Annotated in this window: 21 protein-coding genes and 2 tRNA genes; 4 read left to right on the plus strand and 19 right to left on the minus strand. The window is 67.3% G+C overall.

Annotation, left to right across the window (positions count from 1 at the left end; all coding sequences use genetic code 11):
* From E1261_RS30935 to E1261_RS30945, 3 genes are all read right to left on the minus strand, one after another.
* Nucleotides 1-732 (minus strand): UDP-N-acetylmuramate dehydrogenase (locus E1261_RS30935; protein WP_132412800.1); only part of this gene is annotated, 732 nt, incomplete at its 3' end.
* A complete protein-coding gene (locus E1261_RS30940) occupies nt 729-1,136 on the minus strand; it encodes a MaoC/PaaZ C-terminal domain-containing protein (protein WP_132412802.1) in 408 nt (135 codons plus the stop codon). The genes E1261_RS30935 and E1261_RS30940, both read right to left, overlap by 4 nt.
* Complete coding sequence (locus E1261_RS30945; protein WP_132412804.1) at nt 1,133-1,555, minus strand: FAS1-like dehydratase domain-containing protein; 423 nt, start codon at nt 1,553-1,555, stop codon at nt 1,133-1,135. The genes E1261_RS30940 and E1261_RS30945 overlap by 4 nt, the downstream gene beginning before the upstream one ends.
* A gap of 80 nt (nt 1,556-1,635) precedes the next feature.
* On the opposite strand from E1261_RS30945, the gene E1261_RS30950 reads away from it, so the two are divergent.
* On the plus strand, nt 1,636-2,382 hold the full coding sequence (locus E1261_RS30950) for a (2Fe-2S)-binding protein (RefSeq protein WP_132412806.1): 747 nt from the start codon (nt 1,636-1,638) through the stop codon (nt 2,380-2,382).
* 58 nt (nt 2,383-2,440) lie between these two features.
* Here E1261_RS30950 and rpmG read toward each other — a convergent pair whose 3' ends face one another.
* The 3 genes from rpmG to E1261_RS30965 form a co-directional block, all read right to left on the minus strand.
* A complete protein-coding gene (gene rpmG, locus E1261_RS30955) occupies nt 2,441-2,608 on the minus strand; it encodes a 50S ribosomal protein L33 (RefSeq protein WP_012923742.1) in 168 nt (55 codons plus the stop codon).
* Between the two features lie 66 nt (nt 2,609-2,674).
* Nucleotides 2,675-2,748, minus strand: a tRNA-Met gene (locus E1261_RS30960).
* A 50-nt stretch (nt 2,749-2,798) separates the two neighbouring features.
* Nucleotides 2,799-2,871, minus strand: a tRNA-Thr gene (locus E1261_RS30965).
* A 193-nt stretch (nt 2,872-3,064) separates the two neighbouring features.
* Between E1261_RS30965 and E1261_RS30970 the strand changes: the two genes are divergently transcribed.
* Nucleotides 3,065-3,688: a DUF899 family protein gene (locus E1261_RS30970; RefSeq protein WP_132412808.1), complete on the plus strand. Its 624-nt coding sequence runs from the start codon at nt 3,065-3,067 to the stop codon at nt 3,686-3,688.
* Nucleotides 3,689-3,697: 9 nt separating this feature from the next.
* Here E1261_RS30970 and E1261_RS30975 read toward each other — a convergent pair whose 3' ends face one another.
* The 12 genes from E1261_RS30975 to E1261_RS47175 all read right to left on the minus strand — a co-directional run bounded on the left by E1261_RS30975 (nt 3,698) and on the right by E1261_RS47175 (nt 15,748).
* Complete coding sequence (locus E1261_RS30975) at nt 3,698-4,741, minus strand: LLM class flavin-dependent oxidoreductase (RefSeq protein WP_132412810.1); 1,044 nt, start codon at nt 4,739-4,741, stop codon at nt 3,698-3,700.
* On the minus strand, nt 4,738-5,517 hold the full coding sequence (locus E1261_RS30980) for a DUF1684 domain-containing protein (RefSeq protein WP_132412812.1): 780 nt from the start codon (nt 5,515-5,517) through the stop codon (nt 4,738-4,740). Before E1261_RS30980 ends, E1261_RS30975 begins: the two co-directional genes overlap by 4 nt.
* Nucleotides 5,514-6,611 carry an LLM class flavin-dependent oxidoreductase gene (locus E1261_RS30985; RefSeq protein WP_132412814.1) on the minus strand — a complete coding sequence of 366 codons (1,098 nt, stop codon included), beginning with the start codon at nt 6,609-6,611 and terminating at the stop codon, nt 5,514-5,516. The genes E1261_RS30980 and E1261_RS30985 overlap by 4 nt, the downstream gene beginning before the upstream one ends.
* The gene (locus E1261_RS30990) at nt 6,601-8,478 is read right to left on the minus strand and encodes an FAD/NAD(P)-binding protein (RefSeq protein WP_238176537.1); all 1,878 of its coding nucleotides are present in this window, start codon (nt 8,476-8,478) and stop codon (nt 6,601-6,603) included. Before E1261_RS30990 ends, E1261_RS30985 begins: the two co-directional genes overlap by 11 nt.
* A 5-nt stretch (nt 8,479-8,483) precedes the next feature.
* Complete coding sequence (locus E1261_RS30995) at nt 8,484-9,800, minus strand: NtaA/DmoA family FMN-dependent monooxygenase (protein ID WP_132412818.1); 1,317 nt, start codon at nt 9,798-9,800, stop codon at nt 8,484-8,486.
* A complete protein-coding gene (locus tag E1261_RS31000; protein ID WP_132412820.1) occupies nt 9,797-10,870 on the minus strand; it encodes an LLM class flavin-dependent oxidoreductase in 1,074 nt (357 codons plus the stop codon). Before E1261_RS31000 ends, E1261_RS30995 begins: the two co-directional genes overlap by 4 nt.
* A complete protein-coding gene (ssuE, locus tag E1261_RS31005; protein ID WP_132412822.1) occupies nt 10,867-11,922 on the minus strand; it encodes an NADPH-dependent FMN reductase in 1,056 nt (351 codons plus the stop codon). The genes E1261_RS31000 and ssuE overlap by 4 nt, the downstream gene beginning before the upstream one ends.
* A gap of 18 nt (nt 11,923-11,940) precedes the next feature.
* Entirely contained in the window at nt 11,941-12,894 is a 954-nt protein-coding gene (locus E1261_RS31010) for an ABC transporter substrate-binding protein (protein WP_132412824.1), read from the minus strand.
* Between the two features lie 11 nt (nt 12,895-12,905).
* Nucleotides 12,906-13,856 carry an ABC transporter substrate-binding protein gene (locus E1261_RS31015; protein WP_132412826.1) on the minus strand — a complete coding sequence of 317 codons (951 nt, stop codon included), beginning with the start codon at nt 13,854-13,856 and terminating at the stop codon, nt 12,906-12,908.
* A 9-nt stretch (nt 13,857-13,865) separates the two neighbouring features.
* Entirely contained in the window at nt 13,866-14,618 is a 753-nt protein-coding gene (locus E1261_RS31020) for an amino acid ABC transporter ATP-binding protein (protein ID WP_165952712.1), read from the minus strand.
* Nucleotides 14,619-14,623: 5 nt separating this feature from the next.
* Entirely contained in the window at nt 14,624-15,574 is a 951-nt protein-coding gene (locus tag E1261_RS31025; RefSeq protein ID WP_132412830.1) for an amino acid ABC transporter permease, read from the minus strand.
* 99 nt (nt 15,575-15,673) lie between these two features.
* Nucleotides 15,674-15,748: a putative leader peptide gene (locus tag E1261_RS47175; RefSeq protein WP_355460830.1), complete on the minus strand. Its 75-nt coding sequence runs from the start codon at nt 15,746-15,748 to the stop codon at nt 15,674-15,676.
* Nucleotides 15,749-16,129: 381 nt separating this feature from the next.
* On the opposite strand from E1261_RS47175, the gene E1261_RS31030 reads away from it, so the two are divergent.
* On the plus strand, nt 16,130-16,978 hold the full coding sequence (locus tag E1261_RS31030) for a M23 family metallopeptidase (protein WP_132412832.1): 849 nt from the start codon (nt 16,130-16,132) through the stop codon (nt 16,976-16,978).
* A gap of 45 nt (nt 16,979-17,023) precedes the next feature.
* On the opposite strand, the gene E1261_RS31035 is transcribed toward E1261_RS31030, so the two are convergent.
* The gene (locus E1261_RS31035) at nt 17,024-17,509 is read right to left on the minus strand and encodes a GNAT family N-acetyltransferase (protein ID WP_132412834.1); all 486 of its coding nucleotides are present in this window, start codon (nt 17,507-17,509) and stop codon (nt 17,024-17,026) included.
* Nucleotides 17,510-17,565: 56 nt separating this feature from the next.
* Here E1261_RS31035 and E1261_RS31040 point away from each other — a divergent pair, with 56 nt between their 5' ends.
* Nucleotides 17,566-18,021, plus strand: coding sequence for a GNAT family N-acetyltransferase (locus tag E1261_RS31040; RefSeq protein ID WP_202875176.1), 456 nt, complete (start codon nt 17,566-17,568; stop codon nt 18,019-18,021).
* Nucleotides 18,022-18,274: the final 253 nt, after the last annotated feature.

The following is an 18,274-nucleotide window of genomic DNA, read 5'->3' on the forward strand; positions in this document are numbered from 1 at the left end:
GGTGAAGAAGGAGCCGGCGCTCCAGGTGTCGTGGTCGGCCGGGTCGAGGACCATGCCTTTGCTGCGGCGCAGGGTCAGGACGGCTTCGCGGACCTCGGTCATGGGGGCGCGGGTGTCCGGGTCGACGTCGAGGACGCGGGCGAGTTCGGCGTACCCGATGGGGGCGGAGAGGTTGCCGAGCTTCAGCTGGAAGGCGACCTCCAGTACGACGAAGCGCTCCGGAGCGGACTTGAACATCGACGACCGGTACGCGAAACCGCAGTCGGCGGCGAAGATGGTGCGGATCCGGGACTCGGCCCGGTCCCAGACGCGGACCGAGGCGATCGTTTCGGCGACCTCGTGGCCGTAGGCGCCGACGTTCTGGACGGGGGTCGAGCCGGTCAGGCCGGGGATGCCGGACATCGACTCGAGGCCGCTCCACTCCTCGGTGATCGCGCGCTGGACGACGGCGTCCCAGTCCTCGCCGGCCTGGATGTGGACCATCGCGCCGGAGCAGGCGTCGGCGTCGGCCTTGATGCCCTTGGTGGCGACCTTGATCACGGTGCCGCGGAAGCCGTCGTCGCCGATCACGACGTTGCTGCCGCCGGAAAGCAGCAGGACGGGCTCGTCGGCCGCGTCGGCGTCCCGGACGGCGGTGATCAGCTCGTCCTCGGTGGTCACCTCGACGAGTTTGTCGGCCGGCCCGCCGATCCGCAGGGTGGTGAAGCCGGCCAGTGGTACCTGGGTTCTCACGAGACGCGCACGACCGCCCGGGACCGGCCGAGGACCTTCTCGCCGCCGAAGATCGCGGTGATGTCGAACTCGGCGAGCCCGTCGGCGACCTTGTCCACCTTGGCGGAGAAGGTGACCTCGGCTCCGTCGGCGTCATCCGGTACGACGATCGGCTTGGTGAACCGTACGCCGTACTCGACCAGGTCGGCCGGGTCGTCCAGCCAGTCGGTGACCACGCGAACCGCGGAGGCCATCGTCAGCATGCCGTGCGCGATCACGCCGGGCAGACCGAGGGCCGCCGCCATCCGGTCGCTCCAGTGGATCGGGTTGAAGTCGCCACTGGCACCGGCGTACCGGACCAGGTCCTCGCGCCGGAACGTCACGGTCAGCGAGGGGAGGACCTCACCCGCGGAGATAGCCTTCATGCGTCCGCCCGGTTGTGCGAGATCGTGGAGGTCGAGGTGGCGATCGGCTCGCCGTCGACCGTGGTGAGGGCGGTTTCGTACATGATCACCTCGACGTCACCGGCCTTGCGGACGGTGGTGATGGTCGCGGTCGCGGCGATGTCGTCACCGGCCTTGATCGGGCGGGTGTAGCTGAACTTCTGCGCTCCGTGCACGATCCGGTCGAGCCGCAGCCCGAGCTCCTCGTCGTTCAGCAGCTGCTCCAGCGCCCGGCTGCCGAGCATGAACGCGAACGTCGGCGGTGCCACCGCGTCGTCGCCGGTGTACGCCGGGTTGTCGTCGCCGATCGCGGCGGCGAACTCCCGGATCTTCTCCCGGCCGACCTGATAGCTCTCGGCGGCCGCGTAGCTCCGGCCGACCATGGTGGCGTCGATGGTCATATCGCCAGAGCCTACTGGCACACTAGGACGCCCGGCGCCGCCACCCGGGAATACTGAGACCCGACTGGGGAAGGTCGAACGTGACGGCAGTAACGGCGCTGGCCAGGTACGCGCCCCGCTACAAGCTGGAGATCGGTACGCCGAGCGGTCCGGAGTGGCTGCGGGTGGACCACGTCCTAGAGCAGGACGGTCCGGAGCTGACCGAGCTGCTCAAGCGGGACAACGACGCGAGCGGGCACGTCTCGGCGCATGCGAACGCGCTGAGCCTGATCTCCTTCTACGCCGGGCGCGCACCAGCAGCCGCACTGCTCCTCTGGGCCCTCGAGGGCCACGTCCTGGACATCCGGCCGCACAATCTGTGGGTGAGACCACACGACGGCCACGGGCTGGCCGCAGTCGCCATCGGGTCCGCCGACTACCTCCCCGGCGGTCTGGAGACCCTGTACGACGTAGTGCTGCGTCAGCACCTCCTCCCGCTGTCGGAGGAGCTGCACCGCCGGACCAGAGCCGGTCTGCGCCAGCTGCACGGTGGAGTGGCGGCTGGCTGCGCCATGGCGTTCTGCGCGGCAACCCGGGAGGAGGAGTCGATCGACCCGGGGTTCCTGCTAGAGCGCTGGCAGACGTTCGCAGCGAAGGCTCCGGCCGGGCTCGACAAGCTGGGCGACGTGGAGCTGGCCGGCGGGAAGCTGGTCTACCTACGGAAGACCTGCTGCCTCTACTACACGAGCGAGTCCGGCGACGGAGCGCTCTGCGGCTCCTGCTGCCTGACACCGCGCGACGAGCGACTGGCGGCGTACGAGGCCGGCCGTCCGATCGTGACGGTCTAGCAACAGCGAAAGGGCCGCCCCGGTTTCCCGGAGCGGCCCTCGCAAAAGACTGCTGAGGTCAGCGGGTCTCGCGGTGGTCCGTGTGGTCGTTGCAGCGCGCGCAGTACTTCTTCATCTCCAGACGGTCCGGGTCGTTACGCCGGTTCTTCTTGGTGATGTAGTTGCGCTCCTTGCAGACCGTGCACGCCAGCGTGATCTTCGGGCGGATGTCGGTTGACTTAGCCACTACTGCCTCTTCTGATCAGGAGTGCGCAACTTGGGTGATCGCACTCTCAGGTACTGCGTTGGTGGGTAGCGGGGGCGGGAGTCGAACCCGCGACACCACGATTATGAGCCGTGTGCTCTAACCACCTGAGCTACCCCGCCGGGTGAGTTCGTCAACTCATCCGGCGAACCGGATGAGTTGTCGATCTTCGAGCCCCTTTACGGAATCGAACCGTAGACCTTCTCCTTACCATGGAGACGCTCTGCCGACTGAGCTAAAGGGGCGGGCCGAGGAGAGAGATTACACGGTCTGCCGCCTCGATGTGAAATCGAGCCAGGCGCACTGTGTGCCCCCCTCTGTCCGACTCGGAAATCATACCGGGTCCTGGGTAGTGCTTTTGACCAGGACCCCGATGTCGAGAACGGCGACTCGGCTCCGTCGTACAGGTAGACACCGGCACAACGAGAGGACGACGAGATGACCGCGCTACCGACAGTGGTCTCGGCCGAAGAGTGGGAGAAGGCGCGAGCTGAGCTACTCGCGGCCGAGAAGGCGGCGACCCGGGCCCAGGACAAGCTGGCGGCCCAACGCCGACGGCTGCCGATGGTCCGGTTCGACGACTACACGTTCGAGTCGCCCACCGGTCCGGTGACACTGCTGGAGCTGTTCGGCGACCAGCAGCAGCTCGCGCTCTACCAGTTCATGAACAACGGCCCGGATCACTTCTGCCCCGGCTGCACGGGCTTCACCAGGAACGTGCCTGACCTCAGCAGCCTGGCCAAGCGCGGGGTGGCCTGGGCGACCGTCTCGGACATGCCGCTGGCCCAGATGACGGGCTACTGGGAGCAGATGGGCTGGACCGTCCGGTATGCGTCCTCGGCCGGTACGACGTTCTCCGCCGACTCAGGCGCCGGTGGCGGCTTCCTGCTCAGCGTCTTCCTCCGGGACGGCGACACCGTCTACCGGACGTACTCCACCTACTCGCGTGGGGTCGACCGGCTGCTGTTCGAGAACAACATCCTCGACCTGGCGCCGTACGGCCGGCAGGAGGAGTGGGAGGACTCCCCCGCCGGCTGGCCACAGCACCCGACCTACGGCTAAAGAAGGCGGCTAAGTCCAGACCCGCGAGGGGTACGACGAACGCAGTACCGGCATCACGTCTGTGACGAAGGTCTCCACCGAGGCGCGGTTCTCGGCCTCGGGGAGACCCGGCACCTCCAGCGAGACGCCGGACAGGTCATGCCCGAACGCCTCCTGGTAGCGGCCGAACTTGTCGATCACCTGTTCCGGCGACCCCACCAGCACCGACCCCTGCTCGAGAAACTCCTCCAGCGTCTTGAACGGGAGCTGGTTGTGGCGCGCACCAGGTGAGTCCATGAACGCGTCGAAGATCGGCCGGTAGCCCTCCAGCGCGTCCTGAGAGCTCTTGCGGACGTAGAGCCCGTTGAAGCCCGCCCCGACCACCGCATCGGCCGGATCGTGGCCGTACGCCTCCCAGCGCTCCCGGTAGTGCCGGATCAGACCTGCGTACTTCGCCAACGGGTGGAAGCCGTTCGCGGAGAACAGCGGGTCGCCGAAGCGGGCCGCCAGCTCGGTGGACTCCTCCGAGGACGCAGACCCGTGCCACAGCGGGATACCTGAAGGTCGAAACGGTCGGGGCTGCGTGGTCGCGTCCACCAGCTCCGGCCGGTACGCCCCGGACCAGCTCACCCCGGTCTCCCGCAGCAGCCGCCGCAGCAGCTCGTACTTCTCCCGGTTCCGGTCCCACTGCCCGTCCAGGTCGTACCCGAACAGTGCGTTCTGGTCCGGGTCGTTCCCCTTGCCGATGATGATGTCCAGCCGCCCACCGGACAGCTGGTCCAGCGTCGCGTAGTCCTCAGCCACCCGCACCGGGTCCAGCAACGACAGCACGGTCACCGTCGTCAGCAGCCGGATCCGCGACGTCACTGCGGCCAGATAGGACAGCACCACCGGCGGGGACGACGAGATGAACCGCTGTGCGTGCCGCTCACCCACGCCGTACCCGTCGAAGCCCAGCTCCTCGGCCCACTGCGCCTGCCGGACCACGTGCTGAAAACGCTCGTACGTCGTCAGCTGCACACCACTGATCGGGTCCGGGGAGTTGTCGATCAGGGTGTAGGTACAGAACTTCACCGGACCTTCTTCTCACCGGCCGCGACCGGCAGTCCGAGCCGGTTGCCCGTCACCGGCGCAGGGCAGGTCCCAAAGGCAGTGAAGGCGAACGGCAAGTTGATCGCACGGTTGAAGTCGATCAGCACCGACCCGTCGCGTTCCACCACACCTGTGGTCACAGTGCGCCAGGGCGCAGTCTCGGAGCCGTTCGTCGCGTCGTGGAACGACAGCGAGAGCCGCCCGTCCGAGGCAGCCGTGGCCACCAGCTCGTACGCCGCATCGCCCAGCGCCAGGTGGACCGTACCGACCGCAGTGACGTGCTGGCGCAAGTCATCGCGCGCGGTGGACACCTCGACCCGCTCGGGAGCGCCGTACGGCGTGTACCAGCCGCGCACGACCCACTCCGGATCCAGCGGGTACGTCGGTACGCCGGTGAACCCCTGTCGTGTCGCAGCGCCCGGGTCGCGCTGGCGGACGGCATACCGGCCTCCCCGCAGCACCAGCTCGACCAGCCGGTTGCCGAACAGCAGCCAGCTGAGCGAACCAGCCTCAGCAACTGTTGCCGACACAGTCCCAACCACGGGCGAGCCATTGAGCGTCAACGAGCCGTCAGCCGTGACATGCGCCCGCCCGTCGGCCACCCACCACTCTCCTGGCAGTCCGGCCAGCGCCGTGGGCTCATCCCCCAGCCAGTCGAACCCGACGATCGTCAGCCAGCCGTAGTCCGTGTTCAGATCCTGCTCACGCGCCGCATGCCACGTGTGCCAGTCCTGCTCCAAGTCCGAGACAACAGTCATGAGGCCAGGTCCTTCCGGGATTCGCGGTGCGCAATTTCGGACCGGACGAGCGGGATGACGTAGCGTCCGAAGTCGACCGCGTCGTCGTAGATGTCGTAGCCGCGTGCCGAGAAGATCCGGATGCCGAGGTCGTAGTAGTCCAGGAGCGCAGCGGCGATCGTGTCCGGCGTGCCGACCAGTGCGGTCGAGTTGCCGCCACCGCCGGTCAGACCGGTCGGCCCGGTCCACAGCGCGCGGTCGTGCCGCTCACCCTCAGCCACGGCCTTGAGCAGCCGCTGCGAGCCGGCGTTCTCGGGGTTCTTGGAGCGAAGTCGGCTCACACCGCCCGCTTGAACGTCCTTGATCCGGCCCAGGATGCGCTCCGCCTTCTCCCACGCGAGCTCCTCGGTCGCGCCGATGATCGGCCGGAATGCAATCTGGATGGTCGGCCGATCAACCCGTCCGGCACGCAAAGCCTCGGCTTCGATCGTGGCCAACTGCTCGCGCGTCCCGGCCAGCGGCTCACCCCAGAGCGCGAAGATGTCCGCCTCGGCCGCACCGACGGCGTACGCGGCGGCCGACGAGCCACCGAAGGAGATCCGCGGCCGGGGCTGCTGCAGCGGCTTGATATCCGCGACGAACTGCTCGAACTGGTAGTGCTTCCCCGCGAAGTCGAACCGCTCGTCCGACGTCCAAGCCTGCTTGAGGATCTGGATGAACTCCTGCGTCCGCCCGTACCGGTCGTCCTTACTGAGGAAGTCACCCTCGGCAGCCTGATCCGCGGTCGACCCACCGGTGATGACGTGCACCTCGAAACGCCCACCGCTGATGTGGTCCAGCGTCGCGAAGGTCTTCGCGGTCAGCGTCGGGTAGGCGACGTTCGGCCGGTGCGCGACGACGAGGTTGATCCGCTCGGTCCGGCCGGCCACGTACGCCGCGACCTGCGCCGGATCGGGTGACCCCGAGTGGTACGCGAACAGGATCCGGTCCCAGCCGTTGTCCTCGTGGGCGCGGGCCAGTTTCGCGGTGTACTCCAGATCGAGCGCACCACCGGTGCGCGGCTCGACCTCACTGGCCGGGTTGGTCCCGGCGATGCCCAGGAACTCAACTGGCATGACGTTCTTCCTTCCGTACGGCGGGTGCGAGCAAGGTCAGGAGATTCCGGGCGACGGCGTCGTTCTGCCGGAAGCCGGGACCGTTGAAGTGCGGGCGGGAGAAACCGGACGAGCCCGCCGAACCGGAGACCGACGGCCCGAGCAGGAACAACCGCGGATGGACCGAACCGTCAGCGCGGATCGCGCGACTCTGCGCGTCCGCCTTCAGCTGACCACCACCGAGACTCGTCCCGTCCGTGGCGAACAACTCGTCGGCCGCAAGCGTCCCGTCCGCAAGCAGCCCACGTAGCAAGGGATCCGTGGCAGCCAGTACGTCGGGCCGCGGCAACCGAGCCTCGACAAAGGCGCGGGCCTGGATCTTGCCCGGGACTGCCGGGGACTGCGCCACGAAGTGATCGTTGTCGATGGCAACTTCCAGATCAGGTCCGGCGAACCGGACGATTCCGGCCCGGTGCAAGGCGAGCAGCTCCTCGAGCCGACGCGGCGGCGGACCGCTGGCGACGAACGAGAAGAACCCGTGCCACTCGGTCTCGACCCGGCGAACCCGATCCTCGTCCGACAGCCTGCCCTCGGTGATGGCAACCGACAGCACGCTGTAGACGCTCAGCAACGCGTTGAAGACCGCCAGATCGGCCGAGTACTCCGGGTTGGCGCGGCGCAACAGGTCGGTCTCGATCAACTCGGTCAGGAACTGCTCGAACGTGTACCAGTCCTCGAAGAACCGTCCATGCAACGGCCGATCCACGGCCGACCGGACGAACCGATCCAACGGATCCGGTACGGCGGTCTCCACCGCGGCCACGAAATCCGGTGCGTCGGGCAACGATCGGTCGAGGACATCCCGGAAGAGCGTCCATTCCCAGCGAGTGCGTTCGGGGTGCGCGGTGAACAGCTGCTGGTAATGCGCGAAGGCCAGTTCCTTGTCGATCAACGGTTGGATCTGACGGTCGAAATCCAGCACTCCATCACCCAGGGCATCGAGTGCGTCCTTGGTCAGGTAGCGCGTCGGCACCGGCTTGGTTCCGGCCACGGTGTAACCGAGTTTCGCGTGATACGGCACGCCTCGCCGCGAGCCGACGTACAGGATCGGTTCGGCGCCGGACGGGTGATACGTGAGCAGTCCGTCATGTTCGTCGTACCAGCCACCGCGGGCCTCGGTGAGTAGGACCATCAGGTCGATGAAGGCCTGACCGAAGCCGCGGACGATGACGCGTTCGCGGGGTTGCAGACCGCCCAGGTCGACGTCGGCGGTGTAGCCGGGTGGGATGTAGGTCAGACCAGCCTCCGAAGCTCTCGCGGCCCAGGCGGTTTCCGATGCCGTGGGCAACCGATCGAGATACCCGAGAGCCAGTACGACGAGGTCCGCCTGAATCTCGTGGCCCGACGCGAGGATCACGCGCTGGTCGGGGGTCAGCTCGACCGCCCGCTCGAGATGCGTGGTCACCGTGGCCGGTAGGTCACGGACGACCCGCTCCCACACCCACGACAGGTACTCCGCCTGGACCAGTCGTGGCGGGAAATCCATCGGGCCGGGCTGCTCGATCCCGGCTCGCTCCAGGATGGTCGCGCCTGCACCGGCAACCCACGTCGCGAGATCGGGACCCGGCCGGATCGGGCCTTCGCACTCGACGGATTCGTCGGTGAAGATCGTGACGTCCGAGGTCATCGAGTTCATCCAGAGCAGCCGGGACTGCTCGCGCCGCCAGATCCGGCCGCCACCAGCGGGGAACGGATCCACGACATGGATCTCCACCTGCCCGTCGTCGAGCAACTCGCCCGCACTGGCCGCGAACCGCTCGAGCAGGCCGACCGTCCGAGGTCCCCCGCCGACAAAAACCACGGTCGGGCGGCGGTGAATCGTGGTCACCTGACTCATTGCAGCAGCCCTAGATGGGAGCGGAGGGTCGTACCGGCGTACTCGGAACGGAAGACTGCGCGTTCGCGCAGCAGCGGTATGACCCGGTCGACGAAGTCGTCGAGACCGCCCGGGGTCAGGTGCGGGACCAGCACGAAACCGTCAGCGGCGTTCTCCTGGACATGGCGGTTCATCTCGGTGGCGACCGTCTCCGGCGAACCGATGAAGGTCTGCCGGTTCTGCTGGTTGATCACCGTCTGCCGCAGCGACCAGCCGTTCGCGTCGGCGGCCTCGCGCCATTCCTTGATGATCGATGCCGGGTCGTTGAAGCCGGCCCGGCCTTGAGTGACGTTCGAGCCGATGACCGGATCCTCCGTCGGGAGTGGGCCGTCCGGGTCGTACGCCGAAAGGTCGCGGCCCCAGATGAGCTCGGCCAGCACGATCGCGGTCGGCCCGGAGACCTGCTGCTCACGAATGTGGCGAGCCTTCTCGACTGCTTCGGCGTCGGTATCGGCGACGACGACCGTCACCGCGGGCATGATCTTCAGCGACTCCTCGGTGCGGCCGTACTTGGCCAGGCGGTCCTTCACGTCCTTGTAGAAGGTCTGCCCGGCCGCGAACGAACCGTGCCGGCTGAAGATCACGTCCGCGCCGGAGGCCGCGAAGTCCCGGCCCTGGTCGCTGTCACCGGCCTGGATCACCACCGGCCGCCCCTGCGGCGACGGTGGCAATCCGAAGCGACCGCGGATCCCGAAGTGCGCGCCCTCGTCCGCAAAGGCCCCAGTGCCTTCACGGGCGAACACACCCGCCTCTTGATCCAGTACGAGATCGTCGTCGGCCCAGGAATCCCAGAGCTTGCGGACGATCCGGAGTGACTCCTGCGCCCGGACGTAGCGGTCGGCCTTGTCCAGGTAGCCGCCACGACGGAAGTTCTCGCCGGTGAACGCATCCCAGGAGGTGACGACGTTCCACGCGGCGCGACCGCCGGACAGGTGGTCGAGGGTGGCGATCCGCTTGGCGAGTTCGTACGGCTCGTTGAACGTCGAGTTCACGGTCGCAGCGAGGCCCAGATGAGTCGTGACCGCGGCCAGCGCACTGAGCACGGTCAACGACTCCGGCCGCCCGACCACGTCGAGATCGTGGATCCGCCCCTTCACCTCCCGCAGCCGCAATCCCTCAGCCAGGAAGAAGAAGTCGAACGTCCCCCGTTCCGCCGTCGCCGCCAGGTGCTCGAACGACGCGAAGTCGATCTGCGACCGGGACTCAGGATCGGCCCACACCGTCGTGTTGTTTACCCCCGGAAAGTGCGCCGCCAGATGAATCTGCTTCGTCATCGCGCCCCCTCCTCGGCATACCGACTGGCCGGCCGCGCAAGCCCCAACCTGTTCCGCAACGTCGTCCCAGGCCGATCAGCCGCCGTCACCCCCAACAACGGCAACAACTTCTCCGCAATCACCGGTACGTCGAGCTCCAACGAGGCCGGCCTGAAATGCACCCCATCCACCCCAGCGGCCTGCCATTCCCGAACCAGCCCGGCAAGCCCCTCAACTCCACCGACGTAGTCGAACGACCCACCCTCAGCCCGCCCGTGAGCAGTAGCCGCGTCCTCATCCAGCAGTACGGCGACCGAAACCAGCAGCCGCAGTCCTCCGCCGGCCGGCTCCTGGCCGGCTGCTCGGATCGCCTGCACCCGCTCCGCGAGGTTCTCGGTCCCTGGCAGCAGCACCAACTCGGCGTCTCCTGCCGCTTCCAGCGCTTCCGGGGTGTTCACCCGCACTGCCGTGAGCGGGTGGCCCTGTGGGGGTCTGGGGACTATCGAGGGGCCTTTGATGGTGAAGGTAGGGCTTTCGTAGTTGACGTAGTGGAGGCGGTCTCGGTCGATGAAGCGGCCGGTGGGGGCGTCGCGGATGATGGCGTCGTCGTCCCAGGAATCCCAGAGCCGGCGGCTGACATCGACGACGTACCGGGCTTCGCGCCAGAGGTCGGCGGCGGGAGCTGGGTCGCGACGGCCGATGACGGCGGCAGCTTCGGTGGAGGTGGAGACGTCGGCTACCCAGCCGCCGCGGCCGGAGGAGACCCAGTCGAGGGTCGCGACCTGGGCCTGCACGTGGAACGGTTCGGTGTGGGTGACCGTGATGGTGGGCAGCAGGCCGATGCGTGAGGTGGCTGGCGCGATGCGGGCCGCGAGGCCGAGGGCGTCCAGCCGCACGCTCACCTCATCAACAGGTGCTTCCAACGTGTCGACGAAAGTGGCGATGTCGATCCCGGCGGCCTCGGCACGTTGAACCGCGCGCAAGGCCAGCGAACCGGTGAGGATCGCTCCCGGATCAACCTCCGGTCCGCGCCACGCGCCCGGGTGTCCACCGGCGCCATCGATCTCGATTGCGGTGATCAGTCGACTCATGAGGCCACCTTTAAGGCGAGTGTGAGGTCCTTCGTGAACGGCAGCGGGCCGATCGACTCCGGGTCGGCCTCGACGTCGAACTGTGGTTCGAAGCCGGCGGCTCGGTAGAGGCCGGCGGCTTCTGGCTGGCGTGGGCCGGTGGTGAGGTAGAGCTTGCGGTAGCCGAGATCGGCGGCCGCCTGCTCCAATTCCGCGAGCACCCGGCGACCGAGTCCCTGGCGTCGATGCAGGTGCGAGGTCCACATCCGCTTCACCTCGGCCGTCTGATCGTCGTACCGGCGAATGGCACCGCCGGCCACGGTCTGACCGCCGTACCGGAGGAGGACGAAGGCACCGCCGCTGTCGGCGTGGAAGTCGGTGGGTGGGACCTCGGTTAGCTGGGTGTTCTCGTTGGTGCGCCCGTAGCGGGTGCTGTACTCGACGACCAGATCCGCCAGCAGCGGTGCAGCCTCCGGATCCTCAGGCCGAGCCCGCAGCACCTCGATCGCCGCAGACTGCACCGGCGGGCTGGCAACAGGCTCCCCACCCTCGACCGCGGTCAGGAAGGCTTCGGTCACCTCGTAGAGCGGCACCGACGCCGCCTGATCGAGGAGGACGCCACCACCGTCGTACAGATTGATGTGCGACGACAAGACGAACCAGCCTTGGGTGATCGCGCCCGGGCCGAGGCTGTTCAGCACCGGCCGCAATGCGTAATCGATCACCAACACATGCGCCGGTGTCCCACCCGTTGCCAACGGCAACACGGTCTTACCTTTCAACGCGTACTGCGGCAGCAGGTCCAGGAACACCTTCAGCAGACCGGCGTACGCCGCCTTGTACACGGGAGTCGTGACGACGACGGCGTCGGCCGACTCCAGGGTCTTGACCGCGGCCGCGATCCCGGGGTCGTCGGCATCGCCGTGCAGCAACGGCTCGGCCGGCAGGTCGCGGAGCACGATGGGGGTGACCTCGTGGCCGTGACTGATCAGACGCTTGGTGACGTAGTCGAGGACGGCGTCGGTCCGGGACGGTACCGACGGGCTGCTGGAGATCGTTGCGATGGTCGCCATGTTTCTCCTACTCGTGCACTACTTGGCTGGAGGCTTGGGAAGGCCGGGAGGGTTGACCAACGACTTCGGGACGGCCTCGTCGCTGAGGCCCCACTTGGCCAGCACCTTCGCGTAGCTGCCGTCGGCGATCGCCGCGTTCAGGGCGTCGGCCAGCGGCTTGACCAGGCCGTTGTCCTTCTTGGTGGTGATCCCGACCAGACCCTGGATCGGGTAGCCGGACGACACCGTGCCGACGATCTCGGTCTTGTGCTGGGTGGCAACGTGGTACGTCGCGTTCGGGTTCGGCCCGAGGTACAAGTCGATCCGGCCGGACTGCAGCGCGAGGAAAGTGTCGGCGGACTGCTGGTAGTACTTGAGATCAGCCGGCGGACGCCCGGCGGCCGCGTTCTGCTTGTTCCACTCCAGGAGAATCGCTTCCTGGAGCGTGCCCGAGCTGACCGCGACCTTCTTCCCGGAGATGTCCGCCGGACCGGCGATCTTCAGGCCGGAACCCGTCTTCGCCTCGAACGCATGCAGACCGAGCCGGTACGTCGCGAAGTCGTACTTCTCCTTGCGCAGCTCGGAAACGCCGATGTTGGAGATGCCGACCTGGTACTTACCGGAGTCCAGTCCGAGGAACAGGTTCTCCCAGCTGGTCGTCTGCACTTCGGCCTGCAGTCCGAGCACACTGGCGACGAGGTGGGCGATGTCGATCTCGACACCGATCGGTGTCTTGTTGTCGTCGGCCGTGAACCCCAGCGGCGGTTGCCCACCGCCGGCGGAGCCGTTGCCGATCACCAGCTTCCCGCTCGCCTTCACGGCCTCCGGCAGCTCGGCCGCGATCGCGTCGACCTTCGTCGACGTGATGTGCGCCTGCTTCCCGGAGGTGTCGAAGGACACCGCTGAGGCATCGGACGGCGGCGCCTCCGCCACCGGATCGGCGCACGCAGCCAGCGACAGCAGTGCAATACCGACAAGGATCTTCTTCAGCATGATCGGCGTCCTCAATCGGTGATCGGTAGGCCGGGCGGGTTGATCTCGGACTTCTCGACCGCCTCCGTCGAGACGTTCCAGCGCTCGAGGACCTTGGCGTAGCTGCCGTCGGCGATGGCAGCGTCCAGCGCCGCCTGGTAGGCCTTGACGAGTCCGCTGTCCTTCTTCGTCGTCGCCGCGATCAGCCCCTGCAACGTCGGTCCGGCGCCGGAGAACTTGCCGATCGACTCCGTCTCCCCGGACGTCTGGATGTGGTACGCGATCGACGGGTTCGGTCCGAAGTAACCGTCGATACGCCCCGAGCTCAGCGCCAGGTAGGTGTCGGTGCTCTGCTGGAAGTACTTGATCGTTGCCGCCGGCAACCCGGCCTTGATGTTCTCCTCGTTCCAGTCGACCAGGATCTTCTCCTGGTTCGTCCCGGACCCGACCGCGATCGTCTTGCCGGCGATGTCCTTGCCTCCAGCGACCTTCCAGGTGCCACCCTTCTTCGCCTCGAACGCGATGTCGTCCTTGCGGTACGTCGCGAAGTCGTACTTCTGCTTGCGTTTCTCGGTCACCGTGATGTTGCTGAACCCGACGTCGTACTTGCCGGAGTCCAGGCCGACGAACAGGTTCTCCCAGCTCGTCACCTCGATCTCCGGCTTCAGCCCGAGCTCACCGGCCACCAGGTAGGCGATGTCGACCTCGAGCCCGATCGGCGTCTTGTTGTCGTCGGCGTAGAAGCCGAGCGGCACGGACCCGCTGCCGTAGCCACCACCGACGATCAGGGTGCCGCGCTCGCGAACCTTCGCCGGCAGCAGCGCGGCCGCGGCCTCGTTCTTCTTCACCTCGACCCGCTTCTGGTCGGCCGAGGTGTTCACGCCACCGGTCTCGGCCGAGACGTTCGTGGTCGGATCAGCCGAGCAGGCGGTTGCCGCTAGCAACAGTCCGGCTGCGAGGACGACATACAGGGGATTTCTCATGAAACTTCCTCAGAGGACTTTGGAGATGAAGGCGCGCGTGCGCTCGTGGACGGGGTTGTCGAGCACCTGGTGCGGCGGGCCCGACTCGACGATCACGCCGCCGTCGATGAAAACCACCGTGTCGGCGATCTCCCGAGCGAAGCCGATCTCGTGGGTGACGACGACCATCGTGGAACCGTCGCGGGCGAGCTCCTTGATCACATCAAGCACCTCGCCGACCAGCTCCGGATCCAGCGCGCTGGTTGGCTCATCGAACAGCAGCACCTTGGGTCGCAGCGCAAGTGCGCGCGCGATCGCGACCCGCTGTTGCTGACCACCCGACAGCTGCCGCGGATACACATCGGCCTTGTCGCCGACGCCGACCCGCTCCAGCAGTTCGCGGGCGAACGGTTCGACCTCGCTGCGCTTGCGCCGCTGGGCCGAGACCGGCGCCTCGACGACGTTCTGCAAAGCCGTCAGATGCCCGAACAGGTTGAAGTTCTGGAACACGAACCCGACCTGCGAACGCTGGTGCAGGATCTCCCGCTCACGCAACTCGTACAGCTTGTTGCCGCGCCGCTTGTAACCCATCAGCTGGCCATCGATCCGGATCAGCCCACGATCGACCTTCTCCAGATGATTGATCGACCGCAACAGCGTCGACTTCCCCGAGCCCGACGGCCCCAGGATCACCGTGACAGTGCCGGCCCGGACCTCGAGATCCACTCCCTTGAGCACCTCGAGCTCCCCGAAGCTCTTGTGCACACCCTTGATATCCACCATCGCGTTCATCGAGTCACCCCCGCCAGCAGGCGCCGTACCCGCTGGATAGGTGTCGGCGGCAACGACCTCGCCGTACCGCGGGCGAAGTGCCGTTCGACGTAGAACTGGGCGATCGACAGGATCGTGGTCATTACGATGTACCAAACAGTCGCCACCATCAGCAGCGGTACGACGCGGCTGTTCCGGCCGTAGATCACCTGCACCTGGTAGAAGAGTTCGGGGATCGCCATCACCGAGACGATCGACGTTCCCTTGAACAGGCTGATCACTTCATTGGCGCCGTTCGGCAGGATCGACCGCATCGCCTGCGGCAGCACGATCCGGAAGAACTGCCGCAGCTTCGGGATCCCCAGCGCAGCGGCAGCTTCGGTCTGACCGGCGTCGACCGAGATGATCCCGCCGCGAATGATCTCCGCCGCGTACGCCGCCTGATGCAACGCCAACCCCAGTACGGCGGCGCCCAGCGGCCCGAACAGGTTGTTCGTACTGAAGTGCACGAACTCCGGCCCGAACGGGATGCCCAGGCTCAGTTCCTGATACAGGTAAGCGATGTTGAACCAGAACAGCAGCTGCACGATCAGCGGGATCGACCGGAACGCCCAGATGTAGCCCCAGGCAACGACCTGCAGAAACGGACTGCTGGACAGGCGCATCGTCGCCACCACGGCACCGAGCGCGAAGCCGAGCACCGTTCCGTACACGGTCAGCTGGATGGTCACCCAGAGCGCGGAGAAGATCGTCCGGGTGGTGAAGAACTGGAAGAACGTCGGCCAATCCCAGCCAGGGTTGGTGACCAGGCCGTGCACGAACATCGCGAGCAGGGTCAGGACGACCACCACACCGACCCAACGCCATGGATGCCGGCGAGCGACGACAGGTAGATCGGCATCGGCCGGTACGCCGGATGCCGGTGGATCGGCGGTGTCCTGTGCGGACGTGAGTGAGGTGGTCGACACGTGTTCTCCCTGGCGGTGGGCAGGCTTACGCGAGCACGGCGGCGCTGACGTCCGGGCGGGACGCCGTACGGGCGGTGCGAAGGGCAGGCGGAAGTGCGGTCAGCGCCGACAGAGTGCGCTGGAGACCCGCAGCAGGTCGATGTGGAGGCGGTAGTACGGCAGTGCGCGCGTCATCCCCGTCGCCTCCTTTTGCCACTGAATCTGCGGTCTCACCCAGTATGGGACGAACTTGAAAGATCAGTAAGTTGGTCGACAAACCTCTCAATATGTGGACGCCTTATAGCGGCTCCGGAGGGTCCCTCCGCGCCATTTCACGGGTGATCCCGGTCACGCGATGATCGCCGTTTCAAGCACCTGCGGCCACGCCTGAGCGGGTACAAGGCGGAGGACGGCAGTCGCTCAGTGTCACCGAATTCCGTGATCCGGTCGCAATCCGCGTTTGAGGCCACCGTGATCTGGTCGTTATGGTCGTTGAGCCGTCGAGGACCCCGCCCGATGGCTATCCCCTCCTACAGCGCTTGATCGCTACGAAAGGCCATCGTGTCCTCTCACCCTGTGGCCAAACACCGGTCCAAGGCCCGTAACAAGCAACGAAGTACCAGCCGCCGGACGCAGCTGGTCGGTCTCACCGCCGCCCTCGCCGCGACCGCGGGCACCATCGGTCTCACCGCCTCCATGGGCGAGGCCTCCACCACGAGCACCGGACTGAGCCCCTCACAGGCCGACGCTCTCACCGCAGCCCGAGTCGAGCGTCGTGACCTCGGCTCCCGGGACGCATCCCGGATCAACCTGTCGCTCGCCGAGGCGAAGGCCTACCAGGAGCGCGCGGCCAGGGGCACCCTGACTTCGCGTCGCGCCCTGGCGCTGTCCGCCGCCAAGGCGAAGGCAGCCCGGAACGCCGCTGCCAAGGCCAAGGCAGTCGCCGCGGCCAAGGCTGCCGCCGAGGCGAAGGCTGCCGCGGTCGCGAAGGCCGCCGCGCTGGCCAAGGCCAGGGCCAGGGCCGCCCCGAAGGTCGTCCTGCCGACCACCGGCTACCACCTGACCGCTCGCTTCGGCCAGGCCGGCGGCCGCTGGGCCCGCAACCACACCGGCCTCGACTTCGCAGCGGCGTACGGGACTCCGGTCCGTGCGGTGATGGCCGGCGAGGTCATCCAGGCCGCGTTCGAAGGTGCTTACGGCCGCCAGGTGAAGATCCGGCACGCGGACGGCACCGTCACGTCGTACAGCCACATGGCCGAGTTCGACGTCTCCATCGGCGACAGCGTCACCGCCGGCACAAAGGTCGGCGCGATCGGCCTGACCGGCAACACAACCGGCGCGCACGTCCACTTCGAGGTCCTGCTCGGCGGCGAGACCGCCGTCAACCCCGACCCGTGGCTCCGCAAGCGCGGCGTCACTCCGTAGTCAGGAACCTCTCCCCCGAAGGCGTCGCGCTCCTGCGCGGCGCCTTCAGAGGGTCTTGGCCAGGACGAGGTCGTCGGTCGGGGTGCCGTCGATCAGGAACTCGGCGGTGTGCGTGGCCTCGACGACGTAGCCGTGCCGCGCGTAGAGGCGGCGGGCGGCGGTGTTCGTGCTGAACGTGTGCAGGCTGAGCTTGCGCGCACCACGACTGCGCGCCTCCTCGGTCGCCGCATCGAGCAGGGCCGACGCGATCCCCCGCCCTCGAGCGGCCGGGGCGACCGCGAGCCCGTTGATCGCCAGTACGCCGGCTCCTTCGGGGAACGGGTATTTGTCCTCCAGCCGCACGTACCCCACGACGACCCCGTCGTCCTCCGCGACCAGGTGAGCCTCCGGCCCGCTCCGCCCGAAGAAGGTGCCGTCCAACCTCTCCAGGTACGACGGGAAGCCGGTCGAACCGTCCCACGACGTCAGCTCGATCTCCAGCAGCGCCGCGTCATCGGCCGCCTCTGCCCAGCGAATCGTCACCTCACCCATCTCACCATCGTCACCCAGCCAGGAGGTCACCCCGGGGCGGTGAAAGACTGAAGGCTGTGAGGACCCAGGTCGTGACCGCGGAGGATCGGGCAGCACTGACGCAGTTCCTCAAGGACGCCGACCTGACGCTGAGCGGTCTCGACGATCCCGGCGTACTGGTCTGGATCGACCGCGACGACTCCGGCGCGGTGATCGGCAGTACCGGGTTCGAGCTCAGCACCGACCGCGACCACGCGCTGATCCGGAGCGTCGCCGTACATCCGGATGCCCGCCGCGGCGGTTACGGTACGACGCTCGCCAGGTTCGCCCTGGACGAGGCAGCTCGCCAGGGCGCGCGCTCAGCCTGGCTCTTCAGCCGCCGATCCGGCCCCTTCTGGCAGCGACTCGGCTTCCAACCCGCAGACCGCCAAGCCCTAGCCGCCGCTCTCCCCCACACCCACCAGGTCCGCCTCTTCACCCAAACCGGCCAACTCCACCAAGAACTCGCCTGGTCCCGCCCCCTCCCCACCTAACGTCCGAAGGATCGGAGGCGGGCCCTCCGGTCGTTCGGACGTTGTGCACCGCCCGAAATTAACGTCCGAAGGATCGGAGGCGGGCCCTCCGGTTGTTCGGACGTTGCGCACCGCCCGAATCTAACGTCCGAAGGATCGGAGGCGGGCCCTCCGGTCGTTCGGACGTTGTGCACCGCCCGAAACTAACGTCCGAAAGATCGGAGGCGGGCCCTCCGGATGTTCGGACGTTGTGGTCAGTCGAGGAGGGTGGCGG

The organism is Kribbella albertanoniae (assembly GCF_004348455.1).
Classification (GTDB): Bacteria; Actinomycetota; Actinomycetes; order Propionibacteriales; family Kribbellaceae; genus Kribbella; species Kribbella albertanoniae.